This window comes from Pantoea sp. ICBG 1758, from assembly GCF_002928325.1.
Lineage (GTDB): Bacteria > Pseudomonadota > Gammaproteobacteria > Enterobacterales > Enterobacteriaceae > Pantoea > Pantoea eucrina.
In genome coordinates this window covers 172817-198352 of record NZ_POWL01000004.1, presented here as the reverse complement: position 1 = coordinate 198352, position 25536 = coordinate 172817, and the positions used below count along the sequence as shown (strand labels likewise).

Sequence of the window (25536 nt, the reverse complement as noted above, 5' to 3'; positions counted from 1 at the left end):
AATCTTAATGCGGCTGTTTTTGCAGTGCGGCCCGGAGGTTACGCAGTGACGTGCTGATAATGCTCCACGCGTCTTTTGGTTTGTCATGCTCAATGATAAACCACTTTACGCCGCTGTTTTTGGCTGCAGGCAGAATGGCTGACCAGTCCAGTAATCCCTCACCCAAGGGCGCAAAGTTCATTTCATCGTCCCGGATGCCGATTGAGGCATTGTCTTTAGCGTGAATGGCATAAACCCGTCCCGGATAGGCGTTGAGAAAACGAAGCGGATCCTGACCACCGCGCGATACCCAGGCTGCGTCCATCTCAAGTTTGAGATTATCCGGTGAAGAGTGATTCAGGATAATTTCCAGTGCCGTTACACCCCCATATTTTTTCATTTCAAAGTTATGATTGTGGTAAGCAAGTTGCAGGCGATCATGGCGCAGTTTTGCTCCCATCGCATCCAGACGTCTGGCAAAGTCGATCCAGCCCTGAGAACTGTCAGGACGATCCTGCGGCTCAATCCATGGGACAACGATAGTGCTATTGCCAACTGATTTATTAAAGGCGACCGTTTCGGCGTAATTTGTTTCCAGTGCTGAAAGCTGCACGTGCGCTGAGGTAACGGTAAGATCGTTCTTTTTCAGCAGGGAGCTTAACTGTTTAGCGCTGAGGTCGTGCGTTCCGACTATTTCTACGTGCTTAAACCCGGCATCATGCGCCATGGCAAATTGTTTTTCTGCCGGACCGGCATTGCGCAGGGTATACATCTGCAGAGCGATACTGTCATCCACATTCACTGCCAAAGCAGCAGTGGAAGTCATTGCTGTTGAAGCCAGAAGGCAGGTGCTAAAGACTAAGTGACGAAGCATAATTTTCCCGTTTCCAAAAAGTAATCGATTACAAAAGTAACGCAAAAAGTAATCGATTACTTTTAGAATGCGCAACGGATACAAAAATTTGTGACTGAACTCATATCTCTAAAGCAGGGTGCTCCTGGAAATTTGCGGCAGCGTGATTTTCCGGTATTTAAAATTGCGCGTCATCACATCGTTTTTATCCAGATTTTTCGGAGAATGGCAGGCCTTCCATCCATGTTCCTGAATCCACAGAATCTGAACAGGCCTTTCGGGGCCTGGTTATCTGGCAGAGCATTGCGTCTGCCTGCTCAGAAATAGTTCGATAGTGTGCCGCTGTACACCTGTATAACAGGCTCTATTTTACCTTCAGGCACTCTTTCGCCGCTAATCCTGTTAGCTTCAGGATGATAACCCGCTCAGTGAAACTTTTAATGCTTCAAGAAAAAGAGTTACGCGGCAGGGAAGATAGCGTTTAGTTGGCAATAGTGCCCAAATTGCCAGCATGTGTGGCTCTGCATCTTTCAGCGGTATTTCGATAAGCTCGCCTTTCGCCAGCTCCTGCTCAACATCAACTTTTGTCAGCTGAGCAATTCCGGCCCCTGCTTTACACATTGATCGTACACCCTCAACGCTATTACAGGTGAATCGTGGGTCAAAAACATAATTTATGGTTGCGGTATTCTGTATAAACGTCCATTGCGCCACCATTGCCGTTTTGAGACACCAGTGATCAGAAAGGTCTGCCAGAATTACAGGCTGGCCATATTGCGAAATATATTCTGGTGATGCACAAAGGATACGCGGGTTATTACTGAGTTTATGTGCAATCAGATTGGAATCTTTGAGTGGTGCCACTCTTATCGCTACGTCATAACCTTGCCCTACAATATCAACCACGTCATCGCTAAGGTTGAGATCGATTTTCAATTTTGGATTTTTTTTCATCAATTCCGGAAGCAGGGGCAGAATGTTGCGCCGGCCAATACCTGACGGAGCCGACATCTTTAGCAAGCCTGATGCCCCGGCAATTTCATTATTGAACATGACCCGGGCGCTTTGTTCCGCCTCGGTGATAGTTCTGGCGTAGGGAAGAAACTCTTCACCTTCACTGGTTAGCGACACAGCACGGGTTGTGCGCTGAAACAGCCGTACGCCCAGATCCTTTTCAAGCTGAGCAAGGTGCCGGGAAACGGTCATTGCGCTCATGCCCAGTCTTCGCGCAGCCCGGCTCAGGTTACAGGTTTCAGCAAGAACGATGAATAATTCAATATGCTTTACATTCATTATATCTGATTCCGTTATACAGTGATGCTTTAAGTCGCGTTTATATTCTCCTTCAGTCTCTATTATAATGGCATTCATTATAATTAACTGAGAGTATTTTCCATGCCACATACTTCACTGTTCGATACTGCTTCTATTGGAAATGTCATATTTAAAAACCGGATTATGGTCGCTCCCATGACGCGTATTTCCGCTTCGGAAAGCGGTGTGCCGGGAGAAAAGATGCTGAATTACTACACCCGGTTTGCGCGTGGTGGATTTGGCGCCCTGATTACTGAGGGTATCTATATCGATACGGCATGGTCGCAGACCTATGCGTTTCAGCCGGGCATAGTTAATGATGAGCAGATATCAGGCTGGAAACAGATTGTCAGGCATTCTCATAACGCCGGTGCGCGCATTATTGCTCAGCTGATCCATGCTGGCGCGCTGTCTCAGCACAATATTTATCGCCCTGGTACCGCGGCGCCTTCAGCCATAAAACCTAAAGGTCAGCAGCTGGAGTTCTATCATGGTTCTGGTGAGTACGGCATACCTGAGGCACTGGGTGAACAGCAGATTCAGGCAATTATCACCAGTTTTGCTGATAGCGCCGGGCGGGCCGTGAGCAAGGCCGGATTCGATGGAGTGGAGATTCATGCGGCTAATGGTTATCTGCTTGACCAGTTCCTGACAGATTATACCAATGCGCGCAGCGATGAATGGGGTGGGACACTCGAAAATCGTCTGGCTATTACGCTAAGCGTTATCCGCGCGGTGCGCAAAGAAATCGGTACGGATAGCGTGCTGGGCGTCAGAATTTCGCAGGGAAAAGTAAATGATTTTCATCATAAATGGAAAGAGGGTGAGAGCGGAGCCAGAACAATTTTTACTCTGCTTGCCGCAGCCGGCGTCGATTACATTCATATAACTGAATACAAATCGTGGTTGCCTGCGTTTGAAGATGGTCAGAGAAGTCTTGTTGAAATTGCGCGGGAAGCGGCTCCGGATACTGTGATTATCGCTAATGGCGGCCTTGATGATGGTAAGCTGGCAGAACAACTGCTCGGTATGGGCGCTGATTTTGTTGCTATCGGTAAGGCTGCGCTGGCTAATCCTGACTGGCCTCACAAAGTTGAGAGCAATTTACCGCTTGAGAGTCTGCCTGAGGATATTCTTTCGCCAGTTGCGGACATAAAGGAAAAAGAACAGATCTGATATTCAATCTGCGCAGGTGATATCAGAAGATAAATAGTGGATGACGGAACAAAGAAAACTATTTTTTTTGAGATGCATGGCATCTTTAAGCGTCCGTGAGCAGGTTGCCCCTGCTGAATGAGTAAACGTTCTGTCTGAAAAGTCCGGGTCTTATTACCAGGGAGGCCCGGACTGATATAAAACCTGCCTGTTCAGTTGATTAATATAAAATATCTTCATTGTATTTTTAACACGAGCTGGTTTTTTTGCGGCTCGCTTTAAATGATCTTATCGTGACCTGTCTCCAATAGATTGCGCGGAATTTAGCGCGGTAAAATCCCCTCTCTTTATCACTGTCTATACTGATTAATGCACTTCTGATTTCCCTGCATGGCTGCGTGCGGTTAATGGCCAGACGTCAGCTACCTCATCGATATTCCGGAGAACAATATGCATAAGAATAAAACGTTGAAAACAGTACTGGTTCTGTCAGCAGTTGTCGCCATGTTCAGCACAGCTGGCGTATATGCTCAGACGCCAGCCAGCACCGTGCAGGATGGTGCTGCAGGCCAGAGCGCAGCGGGCGGCAAACTGAGCGCCAGCGATGAAAAAGCGCTGAAGGATATGGCGCAGGCCAATATCAATGAAGTCGCTGCCGGCAAAATTGCGCTGACAAAAGCGGAAAGCAGCGAAGTGAAGGCCTATGCACAAAAAATGGTAGACGATCACAGCGCTGCGCTGACCAAAGTTCAGACAGTCGCCGGGCAAAAAGGCGTAACGCTGCCGACTGAACCGGATGCGAAGCACAAAACGATGGCCGCTCAGCTGGAAAAACAGAGCGGTGCCGCATTTGACAAGATGTATATGACTAACGCCGGCACGAAAGATCACAAGATGGTGCTGTCGACCCTGCAGAGTGACGCCAAAATGATTAAGGATCCCGATGTCAAAGCACTGGCTGACGCACACACGCCGGTTGTTGAAGAGCATCTGAAGTCTGCCGAACAGATGTCACAAGCCGGTAAATAACTATCTTGCGCGCTCCCGCAACCTGCGTTGATGGCGTTGCGGAAAAAAGCGCTGATGAGTGTCAGTTATGAAGAGCAGGCGCGGCGCTTATTCGTTAAGTCGCCGCCTGATATCCGCCTGGCTGCAGTCCCATGCTGACACTCACCTGCAGGCTATTGTGTTCACCATCTTTATTGGCCTGATTCTCTCATCGGCTTTCTCTGCGCTGGTGGTTTACGCTCAGTAAATTGTCCCGGGTCGTGCAGGGAGGGTCACCGGGCTCATATTTGGCGTCAACGGGCTCGCCGCCGCCGGTCCTGGCAAGATGGCAGATATATACGGCATTGAGTGGGTTTATGGCCTGTGTGCTTTCCTGCCGCTGCTGGGCTGTTTATGCCGGATAAAAAGCGCAGCCGGTAATACCCTATAAGCGAGATTGCTGACAAAGGGACAAACCGGGCTATTACCCGGTTTTATCGTTGGTATAACCGCTCGCACGCGGCATATCTACTGGCGGGTATGGCTGACGGACCAGATGAGATAAAACAATTAACGTCCTGTTCACACATCCTGTTCGCGCAACGTTTTACCAACATTGCCACCCGGATGAACGTTCAGCAGCCGCTTCTGATCGAAGCCGTTACGCAGCATAATGTTGCCGCACAGCGCATCAAACACCGCCAGCACCAGCACAATAGAGGTAGTGGCTAACATATTAAGCGGGTCGATTTCACGCTGGATATGTGTTTTAACCACCAGCGTGGCGGCGCGGGCAATGGCTGAGTCCGGGTTCTCCGTCACGCTAATAATCGTCACGCCTTTGGTTTTAAGCGTCGGTAGCAGGCGCGTCAGTTCTTCAGAGTTGCCGCCTCGCGATATCAGGATCATCAGGTCGTTGCTGCGCATGAAGCCCAGATCGCCATGGGCCGCATCGGTAGCGCTGAGATACACTGCCGGCTGCTCGACGCATGCCAGCATGTGGGCGATTTTTCGGGCGGCGATGCCCGAGGTGCCAACGCCCGTCACGGCAATTTTTCCCTTGCAGCCGGTGATCAGCATCAGCAGCTGCTGCCAAGTCGCGGCATTGAGATGAAGCTGCAGCGCCAGTAACTCCTGACTGTAGGTCTGCCAGCCCTGACACGCCAGGGCAAATTCTTCATCCGCATTCATTGCGTTTCCCCCTGCATCAGATGCCGGTATTTCATACTGTCGTGATACATCTCATGGAAGACGCGATACTTACGATCGTAATACTCTTTGATTTTGTTTGTCTGTGGCGTGATGGTCTTACCAATGCGGCTCATGGCAGCCATCGCTTCTGGCAACGATTCATAAGCGCCCGCCGCGACGGTGCCCATCATTGCGCTGCCAAGCAGCATCGCTTCACTCTCTTCCGGCAACAGCATCGCGCAGCCCGTCGCATTGGAATGCTCCTGCACAAAGATTGGGTTTTTGATGCCGCCACCACACGCCATCATAGTATCAATGCAGTAACCATTCTGGTTCATGGTTTCAATAATGTGGCGAGTGCCAAGCGCCAGCGCCTGAATGGTGGCGAGGTAATGCAGCGCCATGTCTTCCGGCGTACGTGATAATTTCAGGCCCGTCAGCGTGCCAGTCAGCGTCGGGTTGGCGCGCGGTGAGCGATTGCCGTGAAAATAGGGCAGCATATGAATGTCTTTAGTCAGAAACGCAATATTCTCTGATTCGCCCGCCATGCTGCGCAGAATGCCGTTGAGAACCTCATAGATGTTTTTACCGCTGTCTTTACCCTGTTTAAGCAGATCCTGATAGCAGGGATGCGACTGAATCACATGATCAATCAACGCGCCGGTAGTGGATTGTCCGCCTTCATTCAACCAGTAATCCGGCAGAATTGCCGAATAATACGGCCCCCAGATGCCGCCGATATAGCGCGCGCTACGCGACATCGCCATATGCGCCGTAGATGTGCCGCCAATGAGTGCGATGCGGTTGTCAAAATCCGCTGATTCGCCGGATACACCACTGGCGCCAAGAATGCCAAGACTGCCTGCGTGAGCATCAATAATCGAGACGCTGACTGCGGTACCCGCTATCAGTCCCATCTCTGCGGCAGCGCGCTGTGTCAGCCCATGCCCCAGCGGCTCACCCATAGCTTTCACTTCGCTACCGATTTTTGATGCGTTGTTTTCCAGCAAATCGTCCAGACCGATCTGACGAAAATAGCCGGGATCCCAGCGGTCTTCGTGACCGATATATGTCCATTTGCAGACGGTGGAACATAACGAGCGCGTGGGGTCCTGCGTGGCGCGCCAGGTAAGAAAATCAGGCAGGTCGAACAGATGTCCGACGTTGCTCCAGGTGGTCGGCATGTGCTGTTTTAGCCAGAGCAGTTTGGGTGTCTGCATCTCCGGAGAGATAATCCCGCCGACAAACTCCAGTACGCGATGGCCGGTGGCATTGATGCGTTCTGCCTGAGTGATGGCGCGATGATCCATCCATACAATAATATTTTGTTCACTGCGTCCTGATGGGCTGACAGTCAGGGGATTGCCCTCTTTATCCAGCACCACCAGCGAGCAGGTCGCGTCAAAACCGATGCCTTTCACCTGAATCGGGTTAATATCCGCCTGACTGACTACGTCTCTTACCGCGTTACAAACGGCCTGCCAGATCTCGTCGGAAGATTGCTCAACAAAATCGGCTTTCGGGCGGTATAATGTGATCTCACGGCTGGCCTGACCGAGCATACGACCACTCATATCGAAAACCCCTGCGCGGGCGCTGCCGGTTCCTACGTCTACGCCGATAAAATAACTCGCCATGTTCTTTCCTTTTTTTAGAAAGCTTTCGCTTATGATTTTCTGTTTTGCAGAGCGATAAACAGGATCAGAACGCATCCCCACAGCGCCATGGTCAGGTAACTGCTGACGCCCATCAGATTCAGGCCGCTCTCCAGCATTTGCAGAACGATTAGCGCCAGCACCAGCCCGAGGACCCGGCCAAAACCGCCGTCAGGGTTAATTCCGCCGAGCACAGAGGCCAGAATGGTCACCAGTAAATAGGCATCGCCGTAACCCGCTTTCGCCGAGTTAAATTTGGACATCATCAGCAGTGCTGCACCCCATCCGAGCAGCGCCGAAAGCACGTACACTGCGATGGTGACTTTGTGCGTATTAACACCGCTAAAGCGCGTAGCCTGTTCATTGGAGCCCATCAGATACAGGCTGCGACCCAGCGTGGTATGTTCCAGCAGGACCCACAGCAGCAGTGCTACCAGCAGGAATAACAGCAGCGCAACCGGAATGCCCATCAGGCTACCGTTACTGAGATACTGAATGGCCGCTGGAAAACCGGAAAGCACTGTGCCGTTGGTCAGCAGAATATTCAGCCCGGCGATAAGTGTCATAGTACCGAGCGTCGCCAGAATCGGCGAAACGCCGATATATGCGATTAGCGCACCATTGAGCACGCCAATGACTACCGCTACGGCCAGTCCGGCGAGCATCGCCAGTGCGAAATAGTGCGGCTGGTCAGGGTGGGCCACCAGAATGGCCGCCATCACCAGCGAACAGGCATTGGCACCGGCAATGATCGAAAGGTTGATACCGCCGGTAAGCATGGTAATGCCCATCCCCAGCGCCAGCATGCCCAGAATCGGTAACTGTGAAGCGATTGACTGGAAATTGCCGACGCTGTAGAAGCTGCCGCCCAGCGTGAACGAAAACAGTACGGCAACGGCTACGATAATCAGTAACTGCAAACGAATGATGCGGTCGCCGGGGAAGAGTCGGTTTATGGTTGTCATGTCACATTCCCTTTGCCAGTTTGCGTTTTTCATTCCACGCGGTGCTGCTGATGCTGACCAGAATGATTGCGCCGCTGAATACCTGATGCCAGTAAGCTGAAATGCTGAGTAAGGTCAAACCATTCTGCAGGAAGGCCAGCAGCATCACGCCCAGAATGGTGCCGGTCAGCGAACCACGCCCGCCGGTCATGCTGGTACCGCCTAAAACTACAGCGGCAAGGACCGTCAGCTCATAACCGAGCAGGGAGTTAGGCGCGACTGACTGAGTGATTTGCGCCTGCACCACGGCAGCAATTCCCGCCAGCAAACCCATAAAACCGTAGACGTAGAAATGCAGCCGCAAAATATTCAGACCAAGACGCGAAGCAGCATCACGATTGCTGCCCATAGCGTAAATCTGGCGACCCACGCGGGTCCGGTTCATCAGTACCCCGGTGGCGATGATCACCCCCAGCAGGCTGAGAAGCGGCAGAGTGAGGCCATAGTCGTAGCCGTCGGCGGCGGTGAAGGAGAACCAGTTAATGCCGTTCATAAACCAGTCGGGGAAACCGTACAGCCAGGTGCCGTTAGTGAGATACACCAGCAAACCGTAGAACAGGTTCAGTGTGGCGATGGTGATGATGATGGCCGGCACGCGCAGCCAGTAAACCAGAAAACCGTTGACCAGCCCAAGTAGCAAACCGGTACCCATCGACAGAGCAAATGCCAGTGGGAAGCTGCCACCGTGATGGATGATGTAACTCGCCATAACGTATTGGCCGATGGAGGTTACGGCCGGGAAGGAGATGTCGATACCTCCGGCGATCAGCACCACAAACAGACCGCAGGCCAGAATGCCGAGAATGGCGTAGCTGGTGGCGACGTCCGTCAGGTTACCCAGCGTCATAAATTCGCTGGTGCGGACGCTCAGACCAATCACCAACAGCAGAACCAGTAATCCCAGCCAGAATTCGTGCTGTGAAAACAGTTTTGAGAGCGATTTATTACCCATTAATCACCTCCGCAATCTGCGCTTCGCTGCTCTGATGCGGCGCAAATTCCGCTACCAGTTTACCTTTGCGCATTACCAGCACGCGATGGCTGTTGTAATACGCTTCCGGGATCTCATCGCAAATCATCAGCACCGCCATGCCGGACTCCGCCAGATCGCGTGCGATGCGGTAAATTCCCTCTTTGTTGGCAATATCCACACCGACCGTCGGCGAATCGAGGATCAGGATACGTGGCTGCGTCGCCACCCATTTGGCGATGGCGATACGCTGTGCATTACCGCCGGAAAGCGTCTTCACGGGTAAACTGCTGTCCGAAACTTTAATGTTCAGATCGCGGATCAGCTCTTTTACTACCAGGGCGGCTTTGTGATGATCCATCAATCCTGCGCGGGTATGCAGCTTGTCGAAAATGGATACCAGCGTGTTATCGTAAATGGATTGCTCCATTATCAGCCCCTGCGTCAAACGGTCTTCTGACACATAGGCAATACCGTGCCGGATAGCATCGCGGTTAGAGTGGAATTTCACCGTATTACCGTTGATGCGGATCTCGCCGCTGTCTGGTTGACTCATGCCAAACAGACTCAGGCAGAGTTCCGTACGCCCTGAACCGAGCAGACCAACAATCGATGCGATCTCGCCCTGGTGCAGCGACAGCGAGATATCATGATACTGACCCTTGCGGCTCAGATGGCTGATCTCCAGTAACGGCGTAACTTCGGCAGGTGCCCGGTGCGGCAGGTGGCTGTAGGTAAAGCGCTGACCGGTCATCAGGAACGCCAGCTCGTTGCTGTCGAGTTCGCTCGCCGGCCAGGTGCCGACCAGTTTGCCGTCGCGCATCACGCTGATACGGTCAGCCACTTCCATTACTTCATCCAGACGGTGGCTGACAAACACCACGCAGATACCGGCGGCTTTCAGCTCACTTACTACCCGCAGCAGGCCATTGACCTCGGTTCGGGTCAGTGAGGCCGTGGGTTCATCCATGATCACCAGCGTGGCATCAGCGGCGATGGCGCGGCATATTGCCACTAACTGGCGGTCGGCGATTGAAAGCTTTTCTACTTTACGATCCGGATCCAGAGAAACGCCGACCCGTTGCATCGCCGCCACAGCCTTTTTGCGCATTGACTCACGATGTACCCAAAAATCACCGCCCGGGAGATAACGGTTAATAGCAATATTTTCGGCTACCGATAAATTTGGAAAGAGGGACAGATCCTGATAAATAACCTGAATACCGTACCAGGAAGAGAGCTGCGGCGTCAGGGTATGAAATAGTTTTCCGTCCAGCGTAATCGTCGCACCTTTTTCCGGCTGATAGACGCCGGAAATAACTTTAATTATCGTGCTTTTACCACAGCCATTCTGACCGGCCAGACAATGTACTTCGCCTTTATTAAGCGTCAGGCTGACATTATCCAGTGCTAATACGCCGGGGAATTTTTTACTGATCTTCTCAAGGCTGATAAAGGCTTCAGCAGGGGCAGGGGGCGCGTTGAGCATATCCATCACAGGTCCTTAAGCATACCGGTTATATTCGGGCTGGGGCTTTGGCTGCACTTACTCCTGCGGATCACTGACGGATGTGATCGCAGGAATTAATGCACACCCAATCCGGGTTATACAGGATATAGGTTTTCAATCTCTCAGTAGAAATTCAGATACAGCACAGCATACAACGCCGTATCTGTTTCTATTTGCCTGGTGTAGCGCGGGAGATAATATATCTCCGGAAAATAAAATAATTAAAATGGCCCATCAGAAGCCAAGTGATTTCGCATTCTCTGGTGTGACTTCAAGAATTTTATTAAAGCGGATCACTTTTTTGTCCATATCTACATCGGCTTTGCCCAATTTTTCAATACTCAGCTCTTTAGTCACCTCTTTACCCTGAAGCAGCTGATCGGCAACTGTCACCAGGGCGTAACCGGCATCTTTCGGATCCCACAGCAGAACTTTCTTAATATCACCGCGCATCAGGTAAGGAGCCGCCTGGCCTGGCATAGCGATACCGACAACTGCAATTTTGTTTTTTGCACGTTTCTGCTGAACAGCCTGACCGGCACCGATAGGACCGAGCGAGCCGAAACCGATAATCCCCTTCAGGTCAGGGTAGGTTTTCATTAAATCCAGCGTGGTGGAGTATGACTTATCAATATTTTCGGCCACCGGCAGACGTGAAGTCACTTCATGCATGTCCGGATACTTCTCTTTCTGATATTTAATCGCAGCATCCGCCCACGCATTGTGCAATGGCACGGTCAGAGAGCCGACATAAATGGCGTAACCCCCTTTGCCACCCATATCTTTTGCCAGCTCATCCATGTTGGCCTGAGCATATTTCTGGCTGTCGATGGTTTCGACATCCCACTGGCCAATTTGCTGATCCGGCGATTCATGCGTTAATACCACGATGCCCTGATCGCGGGCTTTTTTCAGCACCGGTTCCAGCACTTTAGCGTCATTGGGTACCACAATGATTGCGTTAACTTTTTTAGCGATCAAATCTTCAATAACTTTGACCTGCTGGGCCGGATCCGGGGTAGACGCACCGACCTGGTATGCGTTGACATCCAGTTTCTGCGCGGCTTCTTTTACGCCGACCTCCATACGGGTAAACCAGGGAATGCCCGTAACTTTGGCAACGACGGCGATATCGTAAGGTTTGGCAGCAAATGAAGGTGTTGTAAATAACATGCATGCTGAAACCACACATGCACTGACTAATGCGAGGTTAAATTTCATTTCGGTACCTTTCTTATGAGGTTCTGATAAAGGGGACAGGCGACAGCTTTCACATCCACGTTCTGAGATTAACGTAAGGGGGTATCGCTTTTCGCTCGCCCTTGAGCGAAATGTGAGCAATGCCCACATTTGTTAAATTTAATGGTTTTTTATGTAAAAAATAAGTTATAAAAATCCGTTTTGAGTCGGGTTGCTATTCTACGGGGCCGAAAACCTGCATTTTATTAACATAAATTAATCAATATATTAACAATAAATTAACTTAACGGACCATCGGCGGTGTTTTTATCATCATTCTGGTAGCGGCTATGCTTTTTATTTGAACAGAGTGTGAACAGGGTCACGAAGGCAGCGGGCAGACCCCGGTTTCGCCTTGCGGCAAACCGGGAAGCGACGTAAACCGTCCGGTTGTGGCGCTAAGCGGACTGACATCGGGCTGATGTCCGCTATGGGCGAGAAGCGGACATCATGACGGTGTGAGGTGTGTATTAAGGTATTTACTTTTTCATACAGTGATTATCACCTGACATATCATATCATCTCATCGATCAGTATCAATCCTGGACAAAGTAGTGGTGCGTCATATGTTTATCGCGTTAGTCTGACCGCCTGGAAGGACCATAAGCAAGAAGCGTTGTATGGAAATTATTTTAATGCGTCATGGAAAGCCCGCTTTTACAGGCTCTGCGAAAGTAACGAGCCGTGAAATGTCCAACTGGATTGCAGATTATGATCGTTCTGATACAGGAGAAGATATACCGCCTGAGTCCAGTGAATCATTGGCGTTCAGCGCATCGCAAATCCTCAGTATCCCTCTTCCCAGAGCACTTTCTTCCCTGAAAGCATTAGACCTTGAACCGGATGTCATTGATGAGGTTTTCAGGGAAGCAGATCTGCCGGTATTTCCTATGCCCGGTTTCAGGCTATCACCGACCGTATGGGCTGTTTTTTTCCGCGTCATGTGGTTATGCGGCATATCCCGTGACGTAGAGCGCGTCGGAACAGCAAAGAAACGTGCTATTCAGGCTGCGGGTATCCTTGCAGCGTTTGCAAAAAGATCTGACGGTCCCGTGCTGCTTATGGGACATGGAGTAATGAATCGGCTAATTGCAAGGGAACTGAGGTCATTGGGTTTTAAAGAATATCGTTGTCAGGGTAGTGGTTACTGGAACGCAAGTAGCTACAGGCTTCAGTAAGTAAATATGGAAAGGGCATATCTGGCCTGTTCAGACATTGGAAATGAGTCGTTTCGTTTCCGGCACACAACAAACAGATACAACCGCTACGGTTCGTTTTGATTGAAAATTATACTATCAGTCGTTGTGCTGCTTGTCTGGGGACATGTATGCTTTCTGCCCCTTCTGAATGTTAAGAAACACATATGCTCTCTACGTCAGGATCACCTTCCTGATGCCTTAGCACGCGCTATACCTGCATATGCACGCTCAGAATCCGCAACCACAAAGATAACCTGCATCGTCATTTTTACGGCCGGACCGGTGAGAGCTGCTCTACCCAACGCCGGGCCGTGACCGCGTAGTTCTGACATAGAAATCAGCTCAACGGTTTTTCTGTTCTCCGGAGCACGTCGTCCAGGGTGTCTAAGCATACAGGAATAGAATCTTTTCTGACTGCAACAGCAGTACCCGGGTCCGGACAGTAGTATGTTCAATTAAGCCATTCAGATATGTTTGCTCACAGCGAACATTCAGGTTTTCTATAATTGATAATGGTTTACGATGCAGTCGCGCACAGCAGGTAATTGTATGATAAAAAAAGCAGATCACGTCGGATTTTCAGTCAGAAGCATTGAAGAGTCATTATTTTTCTGGACTGATATTCTTGGCGGAAAGTTATTACGCGAAGGAAAAATGTCTGGGCCTATCATTGATGAAGTGACAGGCGCAAGGGGCGCTGATGTGCGAATGGCGTTGCTTGAACTGGCTGGCATCAAAATTGAATTACTGCAATACGATAACATCAAACAGCCAGAAGAACCTTCAGTACCTTATATCCCTGGCTATGCTCACCTTGCATTTATAGTTGAGGATATTGATACGCTCTTGAGTAAAGCATCTGAGTATGGCTGGAAGACACCAGGTAAACCTCAGACAATCTTATCAGGCCCCATGCAGGGAACCAGAGTAATCTATTTACAAAGCCCCGATGGACAGACACTAGAGTTGATGGAGCAGGGTCAATAAAGTCCACATCGTGTCACCGCGTACTGGTATGACGCACATGCAGGCGGTCGCCGGGCCAGGCATCATTCTGCAGCGCGACGGCCGGAGCTGCTGAACAGGGCTGGACTATTCAAGGTCAATCACACGCAGTCCTGACCAGCACCGCTCTCCGGCACCGGTTATCAGCACGACGGGCGCCTCACTGAAGCTGCTCAGCAGGGTGCATACCCGGCTCATTAAATCCGTAATCTTTTCAGAACCCACGTAGACGAACTCGTCCGTCGGCAGGGCATACGTGAACCCCCGCCTGCAGACGACGCTTCGTGAAAAACCGTTCTCAAGCATGGCAAACATCAGCTCAATGTGCGCTTTTTCGGTCTGCTCCTTTAGCTCAATCCGGACTGTATAACTGGCCATAGCGATACCTGACAGATGTATAATTTAAGATAACTTAAATTATAGGTGTTTCTGAACAAATAACGGGCAATTGAGATATGTCCTAAGCAAATGCGCTTACTGTTCTGAGCCCCGTCCCGATCAACTCCGGGAGAACTCAGCCCGCTGCGTACCTTAACGTCCGCAAAGAGCGAAAAGCAGACGTTATTTTCCGGCGTAATAGTCTTTCGGGATGAAATGTCTGATTTGGTGTTATATCTGTGATTGCCATAATCGCACTGATCTACGGCATGAAGAAGGGTTCAGGAAGAGTAAAACCGGGCTGGTCAGCATTCTGAGCAGCCCGCTAAAACTATTTCAGATGCTCGCGAAGCAGACTACCCGCCTGAGTCAGTGAGGCCTGAACTTCAGGAACTTCGGCGAGAGCATTCAGCAGTCCGTAATCATGTATCATGCCGTTATAACGCACCTGAACCACGTCCACGCCGGCTGCGTTAAGCTTACGGGCGTAAGCTTCACCTTCATCCCGCAGCACATCATTCTCTGCCGTCTGTACAAGCGCTGGCGGGAGGCCTTTCAGTTGAGTTTCTGAAGCACGGAGCGGTGAAGCGTATATTTCATTGCGCTGCGCATCGCTGGTTGTGTAATTATCCCAGAACCACTTCATCATATTCCGGGTCAGGAAGCGCTTTGTCGCATATTTTTCGTAGGAGGCTGTGTCAAATTTGGCATCGGTTACCGGCCAGAACAACACCTGGTAACGCAGGTCAGGTCCGTGTTTTTCTTTTGCCATCAGGCTTACCACTGCCGCCATGTTTCCGCCAACGCTGTTTCCCGCGACCGCGAGGCGCTTACCGTCGACACTGATTTCATCGCCATGTTCAGCGACCCACTTTGTGGCACCGTAGGCCTGGTTTATGGCAACCGGATAGTGTGCTTCCGGGCTGGGGGTATAGTTTACAAAGACGGCAACCGCACCGGACGCAAGGACCAGGTCCCGGACCATGCGCTGATGCGTCGGGAAATCTCCCAGAACCCATCCTCCTCCGTGGAAAAACATAAAGGCCGGCAGCTTTCCTGAGGCATTTTCAGGCCTGACGATGGTCAGCTCCACAGGCTTGCCATCTACCTGAATGGTTTTACTGGAGGTTGCCACGCCGGAAAGATCTACCTTAACTGAAGACTGCGCCCCGGACAGTACTTTGCGGGCTTCCTCCGGTGAAAGATTCTCGATGGGTTTTCCGTTACCGCTGTTCAGCTGGTCAACGAAAGACTGCGTGTGATGCTCCAGATGAACATCGTTTGAGGCCGCACCGGCCGCACTCATCGCCAGAAAAATACTGCTGCTAATCAGGGCAAAGGTCACTTTATTCATGATATATCCTTAACCATTAACTGTATCAGGTCAGTGAAAAAGCATCCGTACGAATCCAGATGATGAAACCTGATTATAGTTTAAATGCTAAACGGAGCCTGATTTTAAGGTGTTTTTTTGTTGAGGGTATGAAAACATGGAGAGGATGAACGTCACAAATTAAATGAAAATATTTTATATATTTTGGATTGCGGAGCCAAATTTAGTCAGGCCTGAAACTGAAGAATCACTTGCGTCCAGCTTCAGGGCAGCCACTGCAGTGCCGGGCTGTCAACGTCCGCTTCTGGCACAGGGCTGCTGTTGCAGCCCTCACAAATTAAACTTCAATAGACTCAGCTATCTCCAGAGCATCATCCACTTCAATACCGAGATAATGGACTGTACTTTCGAGGTTTTTGTGACCTAACAGTAGCTGGATCACTCGAAGATTCTTCGTTTTTTTATAGATCAGATATGGCTTGGTTCTTCGCATAGAATGCGTACTGTACAGAGTCTCGTCGAGACTCAGCTTATCAATCCATCCATGAAAAATACGGTTATATTGCCTGGTTGAGATATGTCGTGAAGAATCGACGTGGGACTGGAACAGATAGTCGCTACTACGTAGATGAGCCATTTTGATCCACGCTGCCACAGCCTCTCTGGTTCCCTTAGTCAGTTCAAACTGAACGGGGCTTCCCGTTTTTTGCTGCAGCACTGTCGCTCTGCCCGAGACAGAGTGCCCATAGGCCACATCAGAAACTTTTAGCTTAACCAGATCACAGCCCCGAAGTTTACTGTCCAGAGCCATGTTAAACAGAGCTAAATCGCGTACTTTTCCTTCCAGCTCAAGTCTGATACGGATTCCCCAGATATGAGAGATCTGAAGAGGCCGTTTCTGGCCAATAATACGGCCCTTGTTCCAGGGGGATGTTGTCATGCTCAATCTCCTTAGGGTTAGGAGATGTGATTATGGTTGTCCCATATGAGCGAAAAGCAGACATTAACCGTTAAGCATGTCCTCAAAAGCGAGGTTCCACGATAAAACCTCAACCGATGCTCGTAAATCATGGATCCAAAAAGGATCATCGGAAAATATGGATAAGGCTTCTTCTTCATGGTCAGCCTTCACAACCCATAGAGCTCCGACAGGTTGATCGTTATGTTTTTCACGTAATGAACCAGCAGCAAGAACCACACCTCGTTTTTGCTTTAACCAGTCCAAATGAGGATTGAGATATTGTTTTCTGACATTGTATTCACTTGGGTGATCCGTAAACCTTATTGCGAAAAGCATTCCTTCTCCCATTTTTCAGCATTCTGGATGGCGATTCCTGAAAATTAATAAGCACTGAAGATGACTTTTTATCAAGCGTTGACGTCCGTTTTTGGCACAAAGTGGGCGGAATCAGATGAACGTCCGGTAAGAGCGAGAAGCGGACGTTGGCGTTGTTTATAAAATTCCGGTTGGTGTCGTTTTGGATTAGTTTAGAGATGAAAAATATTGAGTCGGTGACTTCCCCAGCGCTTTTCTGAACATGGTGATAAACGCACTAACCGAATCATAACCCAGCATACCGGCTACGCGCTGCACAGACAGCCCTTCAGCCAGATGGTTCAGGGCAACCATTAAATGCAGTTGCTGACGCCAGCGACCAAAGCTCAGTCCTGTGGCATTTTTTATCAGCCTGGCCAGCGATCGCTCGCTGGTTGCCAGGTGTACAGCCCACTCTTTTAACGTCCTCCGGTCATCAGGATCCTTAAAAAGTCTCTCAGCCATAGCTCTGATTTTAGGATGGCCGGATACAGGCAGGTGGAGCGCTTTAACCGGCACGTCCGGTATATGTTCCAGCAGCACCGCTGCCAGCCTCGCGGTTTTACTGTCAGGCGAATAAGCATGTTCCTGCTCTGCCAGATACAGAACAAGCTCGCGGACCAGAGGACTAATCGCCAGGGTACAGCAGGTTTCCGGCATCGCTGCCGCGCCGGGTTCGATAAACAGAAAGCAGGTCTCTGCATTCTTTGTGACCCGGCAGCTGTGAGGGATTTCACCCGGTACCCAGACAGCATGTCCCGGTGGAACAAGCCACAGCGCGTCTTTAACCTCACAGCTTACTGCACCGCGCAAAGAGAGAATAAGCTGGCCTTTACGATGGGCGTGCGGACCCTGCCCGGCATACTCGCCAGACGAAGATACATGCAGGGCGATAGCAGCCTGACTGAATGCATCGGCTGTAAATTCTTCCGGCGAGGTCACCGGTTTCTTATGAGCTGGCATGATTTAGTTATATGTTGTCAGGTTATCTGTATTCTGTGACTCATGCGTACTTTAGAGTCTTTCTTTTTTCAGAGAAAGCACAGTTTATGTCCCACACTACGAACAAGGGGTCTTCAGTCATACTTGTGACCGGCATCCTCTTTATCGCTATTAACCTGCGTGTTCCTTTTACCGCTATTGCACCCGTTTTAGAGTCCATCCGCCAAGATTTTGGGCTAAGTATTACTGCCGCTGGGTTACTTAACTCACTGCCTTTACTGGCCTTTGCCGCCTTTTCACCCCTGAGCGCCTCCATCTCCAGGAAGTACGGTCTGGAACGCACCCTTTTTGGTGCACTCGCCGTGATTTCAGCCGGCATTCTGCTTCGATCCACAGGCAGTGTCTGGGCGCTTTATGGCGGAACCCTATTGATAGGTATCGGGATTGCCCTAGGTAATGTCCTTCTGCCTGGCCTTATAAAGCGTGACTTTTCCGGCAAAGTGGCTTCCGTGACGGGTGCATATTCCATCACCATGGGCGCGGCTGGTGCTATTGGTTCAGCCATTGTCATTCCTCTGACGCAGAGCTGGGGCTGGAACATCGCGTTAGCCATGCTGGTGATTGCGCCTCTGCTGGCGCTGCTTTTATGGTTGCCCCAGTTGAAGGAAAAGCATCAGCTTCCAGCTGTGGGGGAGAAAAAAGCGGCGACCGTCGCGGTCTGGCGCTCGCCTCTGGCCTGGCAGGTCACCCTGTTTATGGGCCTGAATGCGATGCCGTTTTATGTTGCGGTCGGCTGGCTGCCAGCCATTCTTACGGACAGTGGACTCTCCTCAGCTCAGGCTGGTGAGGTACACGGCATCCTTCAGCTGACCACCGCCATTCCCGGCCTGATTCTGGCCGCCACGCTGCGCTGTCTTAACGATCAGAAATTAGCTGCTGCTGGCGTCAGCCTGGTAACCGCAGTGTCCTGTATCGGCATCCTGTATTTGCCGAGTCTGGCGATGCTGTGGGCGGCGCTTCTCGGCTTTGGCTCTGGCGCCAGCATGATGCTGGGTCTGACCTTCATCGGGCTGCGTACCAAAAACGCCGGTGATGCTGCCGCGCTGTCAGGCATGGCACAGAGTGTCGGTTATCTGATGGCGGCAATGGGGCCACTGTTGCTGGGTAAAGTACAGGAGCTGTCCGGAGGCTGGACGGTACCGTTACTGATGACCGCAGCAATCGCGGTCGCAGGTGCCTGCACCGGAATGGCTGCCGGACGAAATGCGCACCTGGAGCCTGCGCAGCAGTCGGGCTGAAGTTGCTGACACAGCAGGGGGACAACAGGCTCCTCTGCTGTGGGTGCGGTTAAATATCGTGCTGAAGCATCTTCCTGCTATCAGAGCCATCTTTTACCGGGAAGACCGATTCTCCGCCGCGCTATCATCAAAAAGCCCGGCGACCCAGTCAGCAAAAGCACGCACGGCAGGAGAGAGAAAACGCTGATGCGGATAGAGCATCGTCACCGGCACTGAAGGAGGCTGCCAGTCCGTCAGGACCTCAGTCAGTTTGCCTTGCTGCAGGTCCGCCGAAATCACATTTTCAGCAAGCTGCGCCAGCCCAAAGCCCTCCAGACACAGTCTGATGTAAAGTCCCGTTTCGTTAACGGCCGCATTTCCCCCGACCTGAACGGAGAATGCCTCCGTGCCTTGTGTAAAGCGCAGTTCATTGGTGCGTCTTCCCGAACCGGAAAAATAATGGATCGCTCTGTGCTGCGATAACGCTTCCGGCGTCTCAGGAATACCGTATTCCCTTAAATAGTCCGGCGAGGCGCAGGTCACCCAGCGAAACCGGCCAAGCGGACGCGCAACCAGCGTGGAATCCGTTAATTCGCCGGTTCTGATAACGCAATCCACGCCTTCCTGAACAAGATCGACCTGCCGGTCGCTGACCCCAATCATCAGATAAATTTCCGGATAGAGCCGGTAAAAATCTTTCAGGCGGGGCATAACGATAAAATGGGCGATACCCCCGGGCATATCAACACGCAGCCGTCCCCGGGGGCGCCGTACGAAGTCGGTCAGGCTGGATTCAGTGTGTTCAATCAGCGACAGGATTTCTCGGCATTGCGCCAGATACTGCAGACCTTCAGGAGTAAGGCTGACCCGTCTTGTCGTGCGGTTCAGCAGACGTACCTGCAGGTACTTCTCTAGGTTTTTGATCGTGCTGGTAACAGTCGAAGAAGGCAGTGACAGCGTTTCTGCCGCGCGCACAAAACTTCCGGCTTCAGCAACCCGCATGAAAACCTGCATAGCCTGAATCCTGTCCATGGTTATGTTCCGCAATAAATATGAGTCTGATTATTCGCGAATTATGAATTATGAAAACGTTTTAAGCATCTTTTTCAGGTTAATGGTGTGGCGTATTGTTTGCCCATGAATCAGGAAAGAGACAAGTCAATGAGCGGTTACATCAGAAATATTGTTAATAATCAGAATGTCACTTCACAGGCTACGTTGATTCGTGGCGCGACGATACTGAGCATGGACGAGAGCGTCGGCAACATTGAGCGCGGTGATATTCTCATCAACGGTTCAACGATTACCGCTGTGGGCCAGAATCTTGACGCGCCGGATGCGCACGTCATTGATGCCAAAAATATGATTGCCATGCCGGGGATGGTTGATTCTCATCGTCACGCCTGGGAAGGTCAGCTGCGCCGCATTAACCCTAACGCCACGTGTCTGGACGACTACAGCAACGCCACGCACTTCTCGTTTGCTAAATATTACCGCCCTGCAGATATCTATGTCGGTAACCTTCTGACGGCGCTGGGTGCGATTGACGCGGGCATTACCACGATGATTGATAATTCACATAACAGCCGCACCGCAGCGCATTCCGATGCCGCCGTCGAGGCCCTGCTTGATACCGGCATTCGTGCCATTCATGCTTCCGGCGCACCGGTAGCCGGCGAATGGGATAAAGCGCACTGGCCGGGAAACTGGCAGCGCCTGCAGGAGAAGTATTTCACCAGCGACCCTGAAAGCCTGGTCTCCCTCGCCGTCATGGCGCAGCTGGAGCCAGCGTTGTGGGCCGAGGCTCGCAGGCTGGGACTGCCGATTGTCACGGAGTTCTTTGGGGCTGAGATGGGGTCTGAACTTGAGTCGCTGCATCAGCAGGGGCTGCTGGGACCGGACAATATTTTCAATCACTGCACGGCGCTGCCTGACCGTGGATGGGAAATCCTGCGGGAAGCGGGTGTCCGGGTGAACGTCTGTCCACGCTCAGATTCGCACTATGGCATCGAAAGCGGAATGTTCGCCATTGAGGCCGCGCAGCGTCATGGCATCAGTCCTGGCCTGAGCGTAGACAATGAAACGTCGTACAGCACCGACATGTTTATGGAGATGCGCGTTGCCTTTTACCTTCAGCGGGTGATGGGGATGCATCAGGGGCATTGCTGCGATTCTGAACATGCGCTGAAAACACTTCCGGCGGCGCAACTCCTTAAAGCCGCGACTCTCGATGGCGCAGCCTGTGCAGGGTTAGGGGACAAAGTGGGCAGCCTGACGCCAGGCAAACAAGCCGATCTGGTATTGATTAACGCCAGTGACCTCAACCTTTACCCGTCCGGCAATGCCTTTGGCACGGTGGTTCATGCCGCCGAGCGCAGCAACATCGATACCGTCATGATCGGCGGGCGAATCCTTAAACAGAACGGCAAGGTGCTGGGCGTGGACAGCTCGCGACTGCGTGCGGCAATTGATGAGTCACGTGAGCACCTGTTTACCGCCTCTGGCTACCAGCCTGACATGTTTGCTGACACCTTCCTGCCGCTGGAGCAGTCAGACTGGCCGGGATGAAAAGCATGATCTATTACGTAATCGCCTTTGCCGCAGGTCTGGGGATCACCCTGCAGACGACCCTGAACAGCCAGCTGGCAAAAGGACTGGGCGGCGACCCGGTCACTGCTGCGCTTTTTTCCTTTACGGCGGGCGCGTTCAGTCTGGGTATTTACGCCCTGCTGCGGGGTGGGCTGATAACATCGTTAGCAGCAATCCCATCGCAGCCTCTATGGAGTCTGGCGGGCGGTCTGATTGGCGCATGTGCTCTGTTCAGCTATGTCGTGCTTGCACCGAAAATCGGGTTTTCAGCCCTGCTCGGGCTGGCTATTGTCGGACAGTTACTTTCCTCGCAGATGATTGACCATTTTGGCCTGCTGGGGGCTGTGCGTCGGCCGGTTTCGTTACTCAGGCTGGGGGGATTGGTTGTCATGCTGGCCGGACTCGCCGTCATGCTTTTCGGCGAGCGGCTCTCAGCACGTTTTCTGCAGTAACGGCGTTACCCACCCTGCCGACGAACGGTAAAACCCTAAATAATCCGGAGGCTTAACATGTTATCAATCGCAGCTGATGTCAGGAATACGCTGGGAGAGTGCCCGCTGTGGTGTGAAAGAACCCGCAGGCTCTACTGGACTGACATCGAAGCCAGTGAACTGCTCGCACTGGAAGAAGGCACTGGCGCTGTGATGCGCTGGTCGCTTCCTGAACGTCTCGGCTCTTTTGCCCTGACTGAACAAAACAACGTTCTGCTGATGGGATTTGCATCCAGGCTGGCTTTCTATGATCTCAACAGCGGGTTGCTTACCCCGGTGGCCCCTTCACCGGGAGACACCGGCACCCGCATAGGTGATGGACGGTGTGACCGTACCGGTAATTTTGTCTTCGGAACGATGGATGACGGTTATCCCGTTAAAGTCATCGGTAGATTTCACCGGCTCAACGCGGCGACGCTGACTGTTGAGACGCTTGCACTGCCCGATGTGGCTATCCCGAACAGCATCTGTTTCAGCCCCGATGGTGGCTCGCTCTATTACTGTGACTCGATGCAGGGCCGGATAATGTGCTGTGATTATCCCTCGCTGCGAAACCAGCGCGTGTTCGCAGAAACCGAAGGCAGCGGCGCGCCTGACGGCTGCTGCGTGGATGCGATGGGATATCTGTGGAATGCTGAATGGGGAGGGAGCCGTGTTGTCCGTTACCGCCCGGATGGGACCATCGCTGCTATTCTGACATCACCTGGAATGCAGAGCACCTGTCCGGCACTTGCCGGTGAGGGTTTTACCCGTCTCTATTGCACCACTGCTTCTGTGGGGCTTACTGCGCTGTCTGAATATGACGGTGCAATGCTCAAGGCTGAATCTGATGTCAGCCCCGGCTTACCTGAAAAGCGCTTTGCGGCACACCCAGTTTAACGGTTTTGATACTGACAGAATTTTGCCAGTTCAGGCTCAAAGAAAATGTCCGCTTCTGGCACAAAGCGGACAGTGTTTCCTGCCTCACGTATCGTGTTCCGATCAGCCAGAAATATCAGTTTCATTTTCCGGTACGCCAGCTCTGACACGGGTTGCCACCAGACTGGCCGCGAGTATAAAGACGAGGCATAACAGCGCCTGCACCCGAAGGGCAATATGGTTATCAATCAGAACGCCCATGATGACCGGAGAGGCACCACTGGCAAGCACGGTACCCGCCTCAACAGCCGAGCGCACCTTTGCCAGTTGCGCGGGGCCAAACAGCTGTACCCATAGCGCAGTCGCCAGTGTGGACGCAATGGCTGACGATATACCGGTCATGATGAGATAAAACGGCGTGACCCACACGCTGTTACTGAGCCACAGCGCCAGCATGCCAGCGCCCTGCGGCAGCAGAAACCACGGCAACAGACGGCGTGGCGTCAGCCGGTCTATCAGCGGACCAAATGATAACAGGGAAACCGCCTGCGTTATCGCGTAAGCAATAAACCACCCTGCAACCCACGACAGCGCCCATCCTTTCTCCTCTGCCAGACGCGCCTGATGGAAAAAGAACCCTGTGGTGATGAAAGGTGACGCCAGCACTGCGGGCAGAGCAAAAAGCAGATTCCGGTTCTTCCATACTGACGCTTCGCGAACCTTCTCTGCGCCCCGCTTTCTGAACGTCCGCAGCGGCTTTTCGGCAGCGCGCGGAAGGCAGCTGACAGCCAGCGCAACGCCGGCCACCAGAACCGCAGCGTTTATCAGCCAGGCAGTGCGCCATCCCGTCAGAGCGTTAATCTGCACGGCAGCCAACGGAAACAGCGCCTGTGCGAGCGACAGGCCCAGTGCGATAGCACCCAGTGCCTTGCCAGCATCAAGCGGAAACTGGCGCGCAGTCGCCGTCAGGGCGGTATGCACCATCAGGCCTTGTCCGCCGAGGCGAAGCAGGTAAAAGCCTGCACAGAGCGTCCATGCCGCCTGCGCACCGGAGACGAGCAGGCACGCCGTTATCAGCAGCAGGGTAACGGCCAGGGTGAATCGACGGGTAGTGGTGTAGTCAATCAGCCGGCCCGCCCATGTCAGGGTGACGGCACTCATCACGGTGCCCGCGGCATAAAGGCCGCCCAGTCCGCCGTCGCTGAGCCCGAATGCCTGACGCAGGTCCTGCCCGTAAAGCGATACGAAGTAAGTCTGTCCAAAACTCGACATGGCCATCAGTATCGCGCCAAAGGCGAGATGACTGCCGTGCTGATACATAAAGCGAAACAGCTGACGCATGGTATTCCCTGAGCACGGCTGACAAAGGCGCCGCACAAATGAACTGCTCCGGGACTTGTGTTCCGGAGGCTCGTTATGAAAAGGGTCTGCGATTGCAGGCCCGTAACGTTTACCGCAGCATCAGCAGCGGATAACGGCTTTCAGCCAGCATCGCCGTGGTGTGACTGCCGATAAAGAAGCGGCGCAGCCGGGAGTGTCCCCAGGCCCCCATCACGATCAGGTCCGTTCCGTTCTCCTGCGCGTAACGGCACAGCCCGCGCGAGACGGATTCATCCTGTATCAGCCGTGACTCTGCATCAATGCCGGCTGCCTGCAGGATGTGCTGCGCATCATGGAGTGAAGCATCGTCGCCGTTCACCATCACAACATGGCAGGCCAGGCCGCGAAGCAGCGGGCTCACGGTCAGCCGGGTCAGGTTTCGGCGGCTGGCCTCGCTGCCATCCCAGGCAAAAAGTACCCGGGATGGCGCAATAAACGTTTCCGGCACAACCAGCACGGGCGCTTTCTGCAGGCGGATGACGCTTTCCAGCTGGCTGCCCACCGTATGTTCTGCGCCCCGTCGTCCGAGCACCATCAGCCTGACGTCATCCAGCCCGGCAAGGATTTCGTCCAGTGCGCCGTGCATCTGCAGCTGGCGTACCTCCGGGCGTCCCGCCCGGGCCAGCCGTTCAGCACAGCCAGCCAGAATAGTTTTCCCCTGCGCCATAAGCAGGCGGCTGCGCTCACCCTCCACGCGCACAAGCGCTTCGGTCAGCAGCTCTTTGCTGTCGATGCCAATGCTGCCGCTCAGGTCAGAGACGGCCGGATGACCGTCTTTTTCCAGCACGTGCAGCAGGGCCAGCGGCGCGGAAAGGCCGGCGGCGGCCCACGCCGCGTAGTCACAGACTGGCCCGGTTGACGGCGAACCATCCACGCAGGCCACAACGGTATTGTTCATAGCTGTAACTCCTG

The 25536-nt window shown here is 52.4% G+C and carries 25 protein-coding genes; 9 read left to right on the top strand and 16 right to left on the bottom strand.

Features of this window, described 5'->3' with window-relative positions:
- Nucleotides 1-4 precede the first annotated feature (4 nt).
- On the bottom strand, nucleotides 5-805 hold the full coding sequence (locus tag C1Y41_RS14675; RefSeq protein WP_233207436.1) for a sugar phosphate isomerase/epimerase: 801 nt from the start codon (nucleotides 803-805) through the stop codon (nucleotides 5-7).
- Nucleotides 806-1240: 435 nt separating this feature from the next.
- Entirely contained in the window at nucleotides 1241-2125 is an 885-nt protein-coding gene (locus C1Y41_RS14670) for a LysR family transcriptional regulator (RefSeq protein ID WP_071668195.1), read from the bottom strand.
- A 102-nt stretch (nucleotides 2126-2227) separates the two neighbouring features.
- On the opposite strand from C1Y41_RS14670, the gene C1Y41_RS14665 reads away from it, so the two are divergent.
- The 3 genes from C1Y41_RS14665 to C1Y41_RS20415 all read left to right on the top strand — a co-directional run bounded on the left by C1Y41_RS14665 (nucleotide 2228) and on the right by C1Y41_RS20415 (nucleotide 4556).
- Nucleotides 2228-3322: an NADH:flavin oxidoreductase gene (locus C1Y41_RS14665; RefSeq protein ID WP_104085724.1), complete on the top strand. Its 1095-nt coding sequence runs from the start codon at nucleotides 2228-2230 to the stop codon at nucleotides 3320-3322.
- Between the two features lie 429 nt (nucleotides 3323-3751).
- Entirely contained in the window at nucleotides 3752-4330 is a 579-nt protein-coding gene (locus C1Y41_RS14660) for a DUF4142 domain-containing protein (RefSeq protein WP_071668176.1), read from the top strand.
- Between the two features lie 67 nt (nucleotides 4331-4397).
- Entirely contained in the window at nucleotides 4398-4556 is a 159-nt protein-coding gene (locus tag C1Y41_RS20415; RefSeq protein ID WP_199181697.1) for a hypothetical protein, read from the top strand.
- A 314-nt stretch (nucleotides 4557-4870) separates the two neighbouring features.
- Here C1Y41_RS20415 and C1Y41_RS14650 read toward each other — a convergent pair whose 3' ends face one another.
- The 6 genes from C1Y41_RS14650 to C1Y41_RS14625 form a co-directional block, all read right to left on the bottom strand.
- On the bottom strand, nucleotides 4871-5479 hold the full coding sequence (locus tag C1Y41_RS14650) for an SIS domain-containing protein (RefSeq protein WP_071668178.1): 609 nt from the start codon (nucleotides 5477-5479) through the stop codon (nucleotides 4871-4873).
- Nucleotides 5476-7116, bottom strand: a complete 1641-nt coding sequence (locus C1Y41_RS14645) for an FGGY-family carbohydrate kinase (protein WP_071668179.1) — start codon at nucleotides 7114-7116, stop codon at nucleotides 5476-5478. Before C1Y41_RS14645 ends, C1Y41_RS14650 begins: the two co-directional genes overlap by 4 nt.
- A 29-nt stretch (nucleotides 7117-7145) precedes the next feature.
- A complete protein-coding gene (locus C1Y41_RS14640; RefSeq protein WP_071668180.1) occupies nucleotides 7146-8099 on the bottom strand; it encodes an ABC transporter permease in 954 nt (317 codons plus the stop codon).
- A 1-nt stretch (nucleotide 8100) separates the two neighbouring features.
- On the bottom strand, nucleotides 8101-9090 hold the full coding sequence (locus C1Y41_RS14635) for an ABC transporter permease (RefSeq protein ID WP_104085723.1): 990 nt from the start codon (nucleotides 9088-9090) through the stop codon (nucleotides 8101-8103).
- Nucleotides 9083-10597, bottom strand: coding sequence for a sugar ABC transporter ATP-binding protein (locus C1Y41_RS14630; RefSeq protein ID WP_166714284.1), 1515 nt, complete (start codon nucleotides 10595-10597; stop codon nucleotides 9083-9085). Before C1Y41_RS14630 ends, C1Y41_RS14635 begins: the two co-directional genes overlap by 8 nt.
- Before the next feature lie 255 nt (nucleotides 10598-10852).
- A complete protein-coding gene (locus C1Y41_RS14625; RefSeq protein ID WP_065647618.1) occupies nucleotides 10853-11839 on the bottom strand; it encodes an autoinducer 2 ABC transporter substrate-binding protein in 987 nt (328 codons plus the stop codon).
- Nucleotides 11840-12477: 638 nt separating this feature from the next.
- Between C1Y41_RS14625 and C1Y41_RS14620 the strand changes: the two genes are divergently transcribed.
- Nucleotides 12478-13035, top strand: a complete 558-nt coding sequence (locus tag C1Y41_RS14620; RefSeq protein WP_233207435.1) for a histidine phosphatase family protein — start codon at nucleotides 12478-12480, stop codon at nucleotides 13033-13035.
- Between the two features lie 570 nt (nucleotides 13036-13605).
- Nucleotides 13606-14043 (top strand): VOC family protein, encoded by a 438-nt coding sequence (locus C1Y41_RS14615; protein WP_065647619.1) that lies wholly within the window; start codon nucleotides 13606-13608, stop codon nucleotides 14041-14043.
- A gap of 105 nt (nucleotides 14044-14148) precedes the next feature.
- On the opposite strand, the gene C1Y41_RS14610 is transcribed toward C1Y41_RS14615, so the two are convergent.
- The 5 genes from C1Y41_RS14610 to C1Y41_RS14590 all read right to left on the bottom strand — a co-directional run bounded on the left by C1Y41_RS14610 (nucleotide 14149) and on the right by C1Y41_RS14590 (nucleotide 18050).
- On the bottom strand, nucleotides 14149-14439 hold the full coding sequence (locus C1Y41_RS14610; RefSeq protein WP_104085721.1) for a hypothetical protein: 291 nt from the start codon (nucleotides 14437-14439) through the stop codon (nucleotides 14149-14151).
- A gap of 331 nt (nucleotides 14440-14770) precedes the next feature.
- A complete protein-coding gene (locus C1Y41_RS14605) occupies nucleotides 14771-15745 on the bottom strand; it encodes an alpha/beta hydrolase (protein ID WP_199181700.1) in 975 nt (324 codons plus the stop codon).
- Nucleotides 15746-16109: 364 nt separating this feature from the next.
- Nucleotides 16110-16712, bottom strand: a complete 603-nt coding sequence (locus C1Y41_RS14600) for a tyrosine-type recombinase/integrase (protein ID WP_104085719.1) — start codon at nucleotides 16710-16712, stop codon at nucleotides 16110-16112.
- A gap of 63 nt (nucleotides 16713-16775) precedes the next feature.
- Nucleotides 16776-17081, bottom strand: a complete 306-nt coding sequence (locus C1Y41_RS14595) for a YciI family protein (RefSeq protein ID WP_104085718.1) — start codon at nucleotides 17079-17081, stop codon at nucleotides 16776-16778.
- A 174-nt stretch (nucleotides 17082-17255) separates the two neighbouring features.
- Nucleotides 17256-18050 carry a helix-turn-helix domain-containing protein gene (locus C1Y41_RS14590; RefSeq protein ID WP_104085717.1) on the bottom strand — a complete coding sequence of 265 codons (795 nt, stop codon included), beginning with the start codon at nucleotides 18048-18050 and terminating at the stop codon, nucleotides 17256-17258.
- Nucleotides 18051-18136: 86 nt separating this feature from the next.
- Between C1Y41_RS14590 and C1Y41_RS14585 the strand changes: the two genes are divergently transcribed.
- Entirely contained in the window at nucleotides 18137-19327 is a 1191-nt protein-coding gene (locus C1Y41_RS14585) for an MFS transporter (protein WP_104085716.1), read from the top strand.
- A gap of 93 nt (nucleotides 19328-19420) precedes the next feature.
- Here C1Y41_RS14585 and C1Y41_RS14580 read toward each other — a convergent pair whose 3' ends face one another.
- Complete coding sequence (locus C1Y41_RS14580; RefSeq protein WP_104085715.1) at nucleotides 19421-20338, bottom strand: LysR family transcriptional regulator; 918 nt, start codon at nucleotides 20336-20338, stop codon at nucleotides 19421-19423.
- Nucleotides 20339-20467: 129 nt separating this feature from the next.
- On the opposite strand from C1Y41_RS14580, the gene C1Y41_RS14575 reads away from it, so the two are divergent.
- The 3 genes from C1Y41_RS14575 to C1Y41_RS14565 are packed head-to-tail and all read left to right on the top strand — an operon-like array spanning nucleotide 20468 to nucleotide 23265.
- Nucleotides 20468-21874 carry an amidohydrolase family protein gene (locus C1Y41_RS14575; RefSeq protein WP_104085714.1) on the top strand — a complete coding sequence of 469 codons (1407 nt, stop codon included), beginning with the start codon at nucleotides 20468-20470 and terminating at the stop codon, nucleotides 21872-21874.
- A 5-nt stretch (nucleotides 21875-21879) separates the two neighbouring features.
- Nucleotides 21880-22347 (top strand): DMT family transporter, encoded by a 468-nt coding sequence (locus C1Y41_RS14570; protein WP_199181696.1) that lies wholly within the window; start codon nucleotides 21880-21882, stop codon nucleotides 22345-22347.
- A 57-nt stretch (nucleotides 22348-22404) separates the two neighbouring features.
- Entirely contained in the window at nucleotides 22405-23265 is an 861-nt protein-coding gene (locus C1Y41_RS14565; protein WP_104085712.1) for an SMP-30/gluconolactonase/LRE family protein, read from the top strand.
- Between the two features lie 102 nt (nucleotides 23266-23367).
- Here the strand turns inward: C1Y41_RS14565 and C1Y41_RS14560 are convergent, their stop codons facing one another.
- Nucleotides 23368-24585, bottom strand: a complete 1218-nt coding sequence (locus C1Y41_RS14560) for an MFS transporter (RefSeq protein WP_071668278.1) — start codon at nucleotides 24583-24585, stop codon at nucleotides 23368-23370.
- Between the two features lie 109 nt (nucleotides 24586-24694).
- A complete protein-coding gene (locus tag C1Y41_RS14555; RefSeq protein ID WP_104085711.1) occupies nucleotides 24695-25522 on the bottom strand; it encodes a universal stress protein in 828 nt (275 codons plus the stop codon).
- Between the last annotated feature and the right edge of the window lie 14 nt (nucleotides 25523-25536).

What these genes read in the sequence shown, in the direction of transcription:
- C1Y41_RS14675 (WP_233207436.1), bottom strand. Translation starts at nt 805, where the DNA reads ATGACTTCCACTGCTGCTTTGGCAGTGAATGTGGATGACAGTATCGCT.
- C1Y41_RS14670 (WP_071668195.1), bottom strand. Translation starts at nt 2,125, where the DNA reads ATGAATGTAAAGCATATTGAATTATTCATCGTTCTTGCTGAAACCTGT.
- C1Y41_RS14665 (WP_104085724.1), top strand. Translation starts at nt 2,228, where the DNA reads ATGCCACATACTTCACTGTTCGATACTGCTTCTATTGGAAATGTCATA.
- C1Y41_RS14660 (WP_071668176.1), top strand. Translation starts at nt 3,752, where the DNA reads ATGCATAAGAATAAAACGTTGAAAACAGTACTGGTTCTGTCAGCAGTT.
- C1Y41_RS20415 (WP_199181697.1), top strand. Translation starts at nt 4,398, where the DNA reads ATGAAGAGCAGGCGCGGCGCTTATTCGTTAAGTCGCCGCCTGATATCC.
- C1Y41_RS14650 (WP_071668178.1), bottom strand. Translation starts at nt 5,479, where the DNA reads ATGAATGCGGATGAAGAATTTGCCCTGGCGTGTCAGGGCTGGCAGACC.
- C1Y41_RS14645 (WP_071668179.1), bottom strand. Translation starts at nt 7,116, where the DNA reads ATGGCGAGTTATTTTATCGGCGTAGACGTAGGAACCGGCAGCGCCCGC.
- C1Y41_RS14640 (WP_071668180.1), bottom strand. Translation starts at nt 8,099, where the DNA reads ATGACAACCATAAACCGACTCTTCCCCGGCGACCGCATCATTCGTTTG.
- C1Y41_RS14635 (WP_104085723.1), bottom strand. Translation starts at nt 9,090, where the DNA reads ATGGGTAATAAATCGCTCTCAAAACTGTTTTCACAGCACGAATTCTGG.
- C1Y41_RS14630 (WP_166714284.1), bottom strand. Translation starts at nt 10,597, where the DNA reads ATGCTCAACGCGCCCCCTGCCCCTGCTGAAGCCTTTATCAGCCTTGAG.
- C1Y41_RS14625 (WP_065647618.1), bottom strand. Translation starts at nt 11,839, where the DNA reads ATGAAATTTAACCTCGCATTAGTCAGTGCATGTGTGGTTTCAGCATGC.
- C1Y41_RS14620 (WP_233207435.1), top strand. Translation starts at nt 12,478, where the DNA reads ATGGAAATTATTTTAATGCGTCATGGAAAGCCCGCTTTTACAGGCTCT.
- C1Y41_RS14615 (WP_065647619.1), top strand. Translation starts at nt 13,606, where the DNA reads ATGATAAAAAAAGCAGATCACGTCGGATTTTCAGTCAGAAGCATTGAA.
- C1Y41_RS14610 (WP_104085721.1), bottom strand. Translation starts at nt 14,439, where the DNA reads ATGGCCAGTTATACAGTCCGGATTGAGCTAAAGGAGCAGACCGAAAAA.
- C1Y41_RS14605 (WP_199181700.1), bottom strand. Translation starts at nt 15,745, where the DNA reads ATGAGTGCGGCCGGTGCGGCCTCAAACGATGTTCATCTGGAGCATCAC.
- C1Y41_RS14600 (WP_104085719.1), bottom strand. Translation starts at nt 16,712, where the DNA reads ATGACAACATCCCCCTGGAACAAGGGCCGTATTATTGGCCAGAAACGG.
- C1Y41_RS14595 (WP_104085718.1), bottom strand. Translation starts at nt 17,081, where the DNA reads ATGGGAGAAGGAATGCTTTTCGCAATAAGGTTTACGGATCACCCAAGT.
- C1Y41_RS14590 (WP_104085717.1), bottom strand. Translation starts at nt 18,050, where the DNA reads ATGCCAGCTCATAAGAAACCGGTGACCTCGCCGGAAGAATTTACAGCC.
- C1Y41_RS14585 (WP_104085716.1), top strand. Translation starts at nt 18,137, where the DNA reads ATGTCCCACACTACGAACAAGGGGTCTTCAGTCATACTTGTGACCGGC.
- C1Y41_RS14580 (WP_104085715.1), bottom strand. Translation starts at nt 20,338, where the DNA reads ATGGACAGGATTCAGGCTATGCAGGTTTTCATGCGGGTTGCTGAAGCC.
- C1Y41_RS14575 (WP_104085714.1), top strand. Translation starts at nt 20,468, where the DNA reads ATGAGCGGTTACATCAGAAATATTGTTAATAATCAGAATGTCACTTCA.
- C1Y41_RS14570 (WP_199181696.1), top strand. Translation starts at nt 21,880, where the DNA reads ATGATCTATTACGTAATCGCCTTTGCCGCAGGTCTGGGGATCACCCTG.
- C1Y41_RS14565 (WP_104085712.1), top strand. Translation starts at nt 22,405, where the DNA reads ATGTTATCAATCGCAGCTGATGTCAGGAATACGCTGGGAGAGTGCCCG.
- C1Y41_RS14560 (WP_071668278.1), bottom strand. Translation starts at nt 24,585, where the DNA reads ATGCGTCAGCTGTTTCGCTTTATGTATCAGCACGGCAGTCATCTCGCC.
- C1Y41_RS14555 (WP_104085711.1), bottom strand. Translation starts at nt 25,522, where the DNA reads ATGAACAATACCGTTGTGGCCTGCGTGGATGGTTCGCCGTCAACCGGG.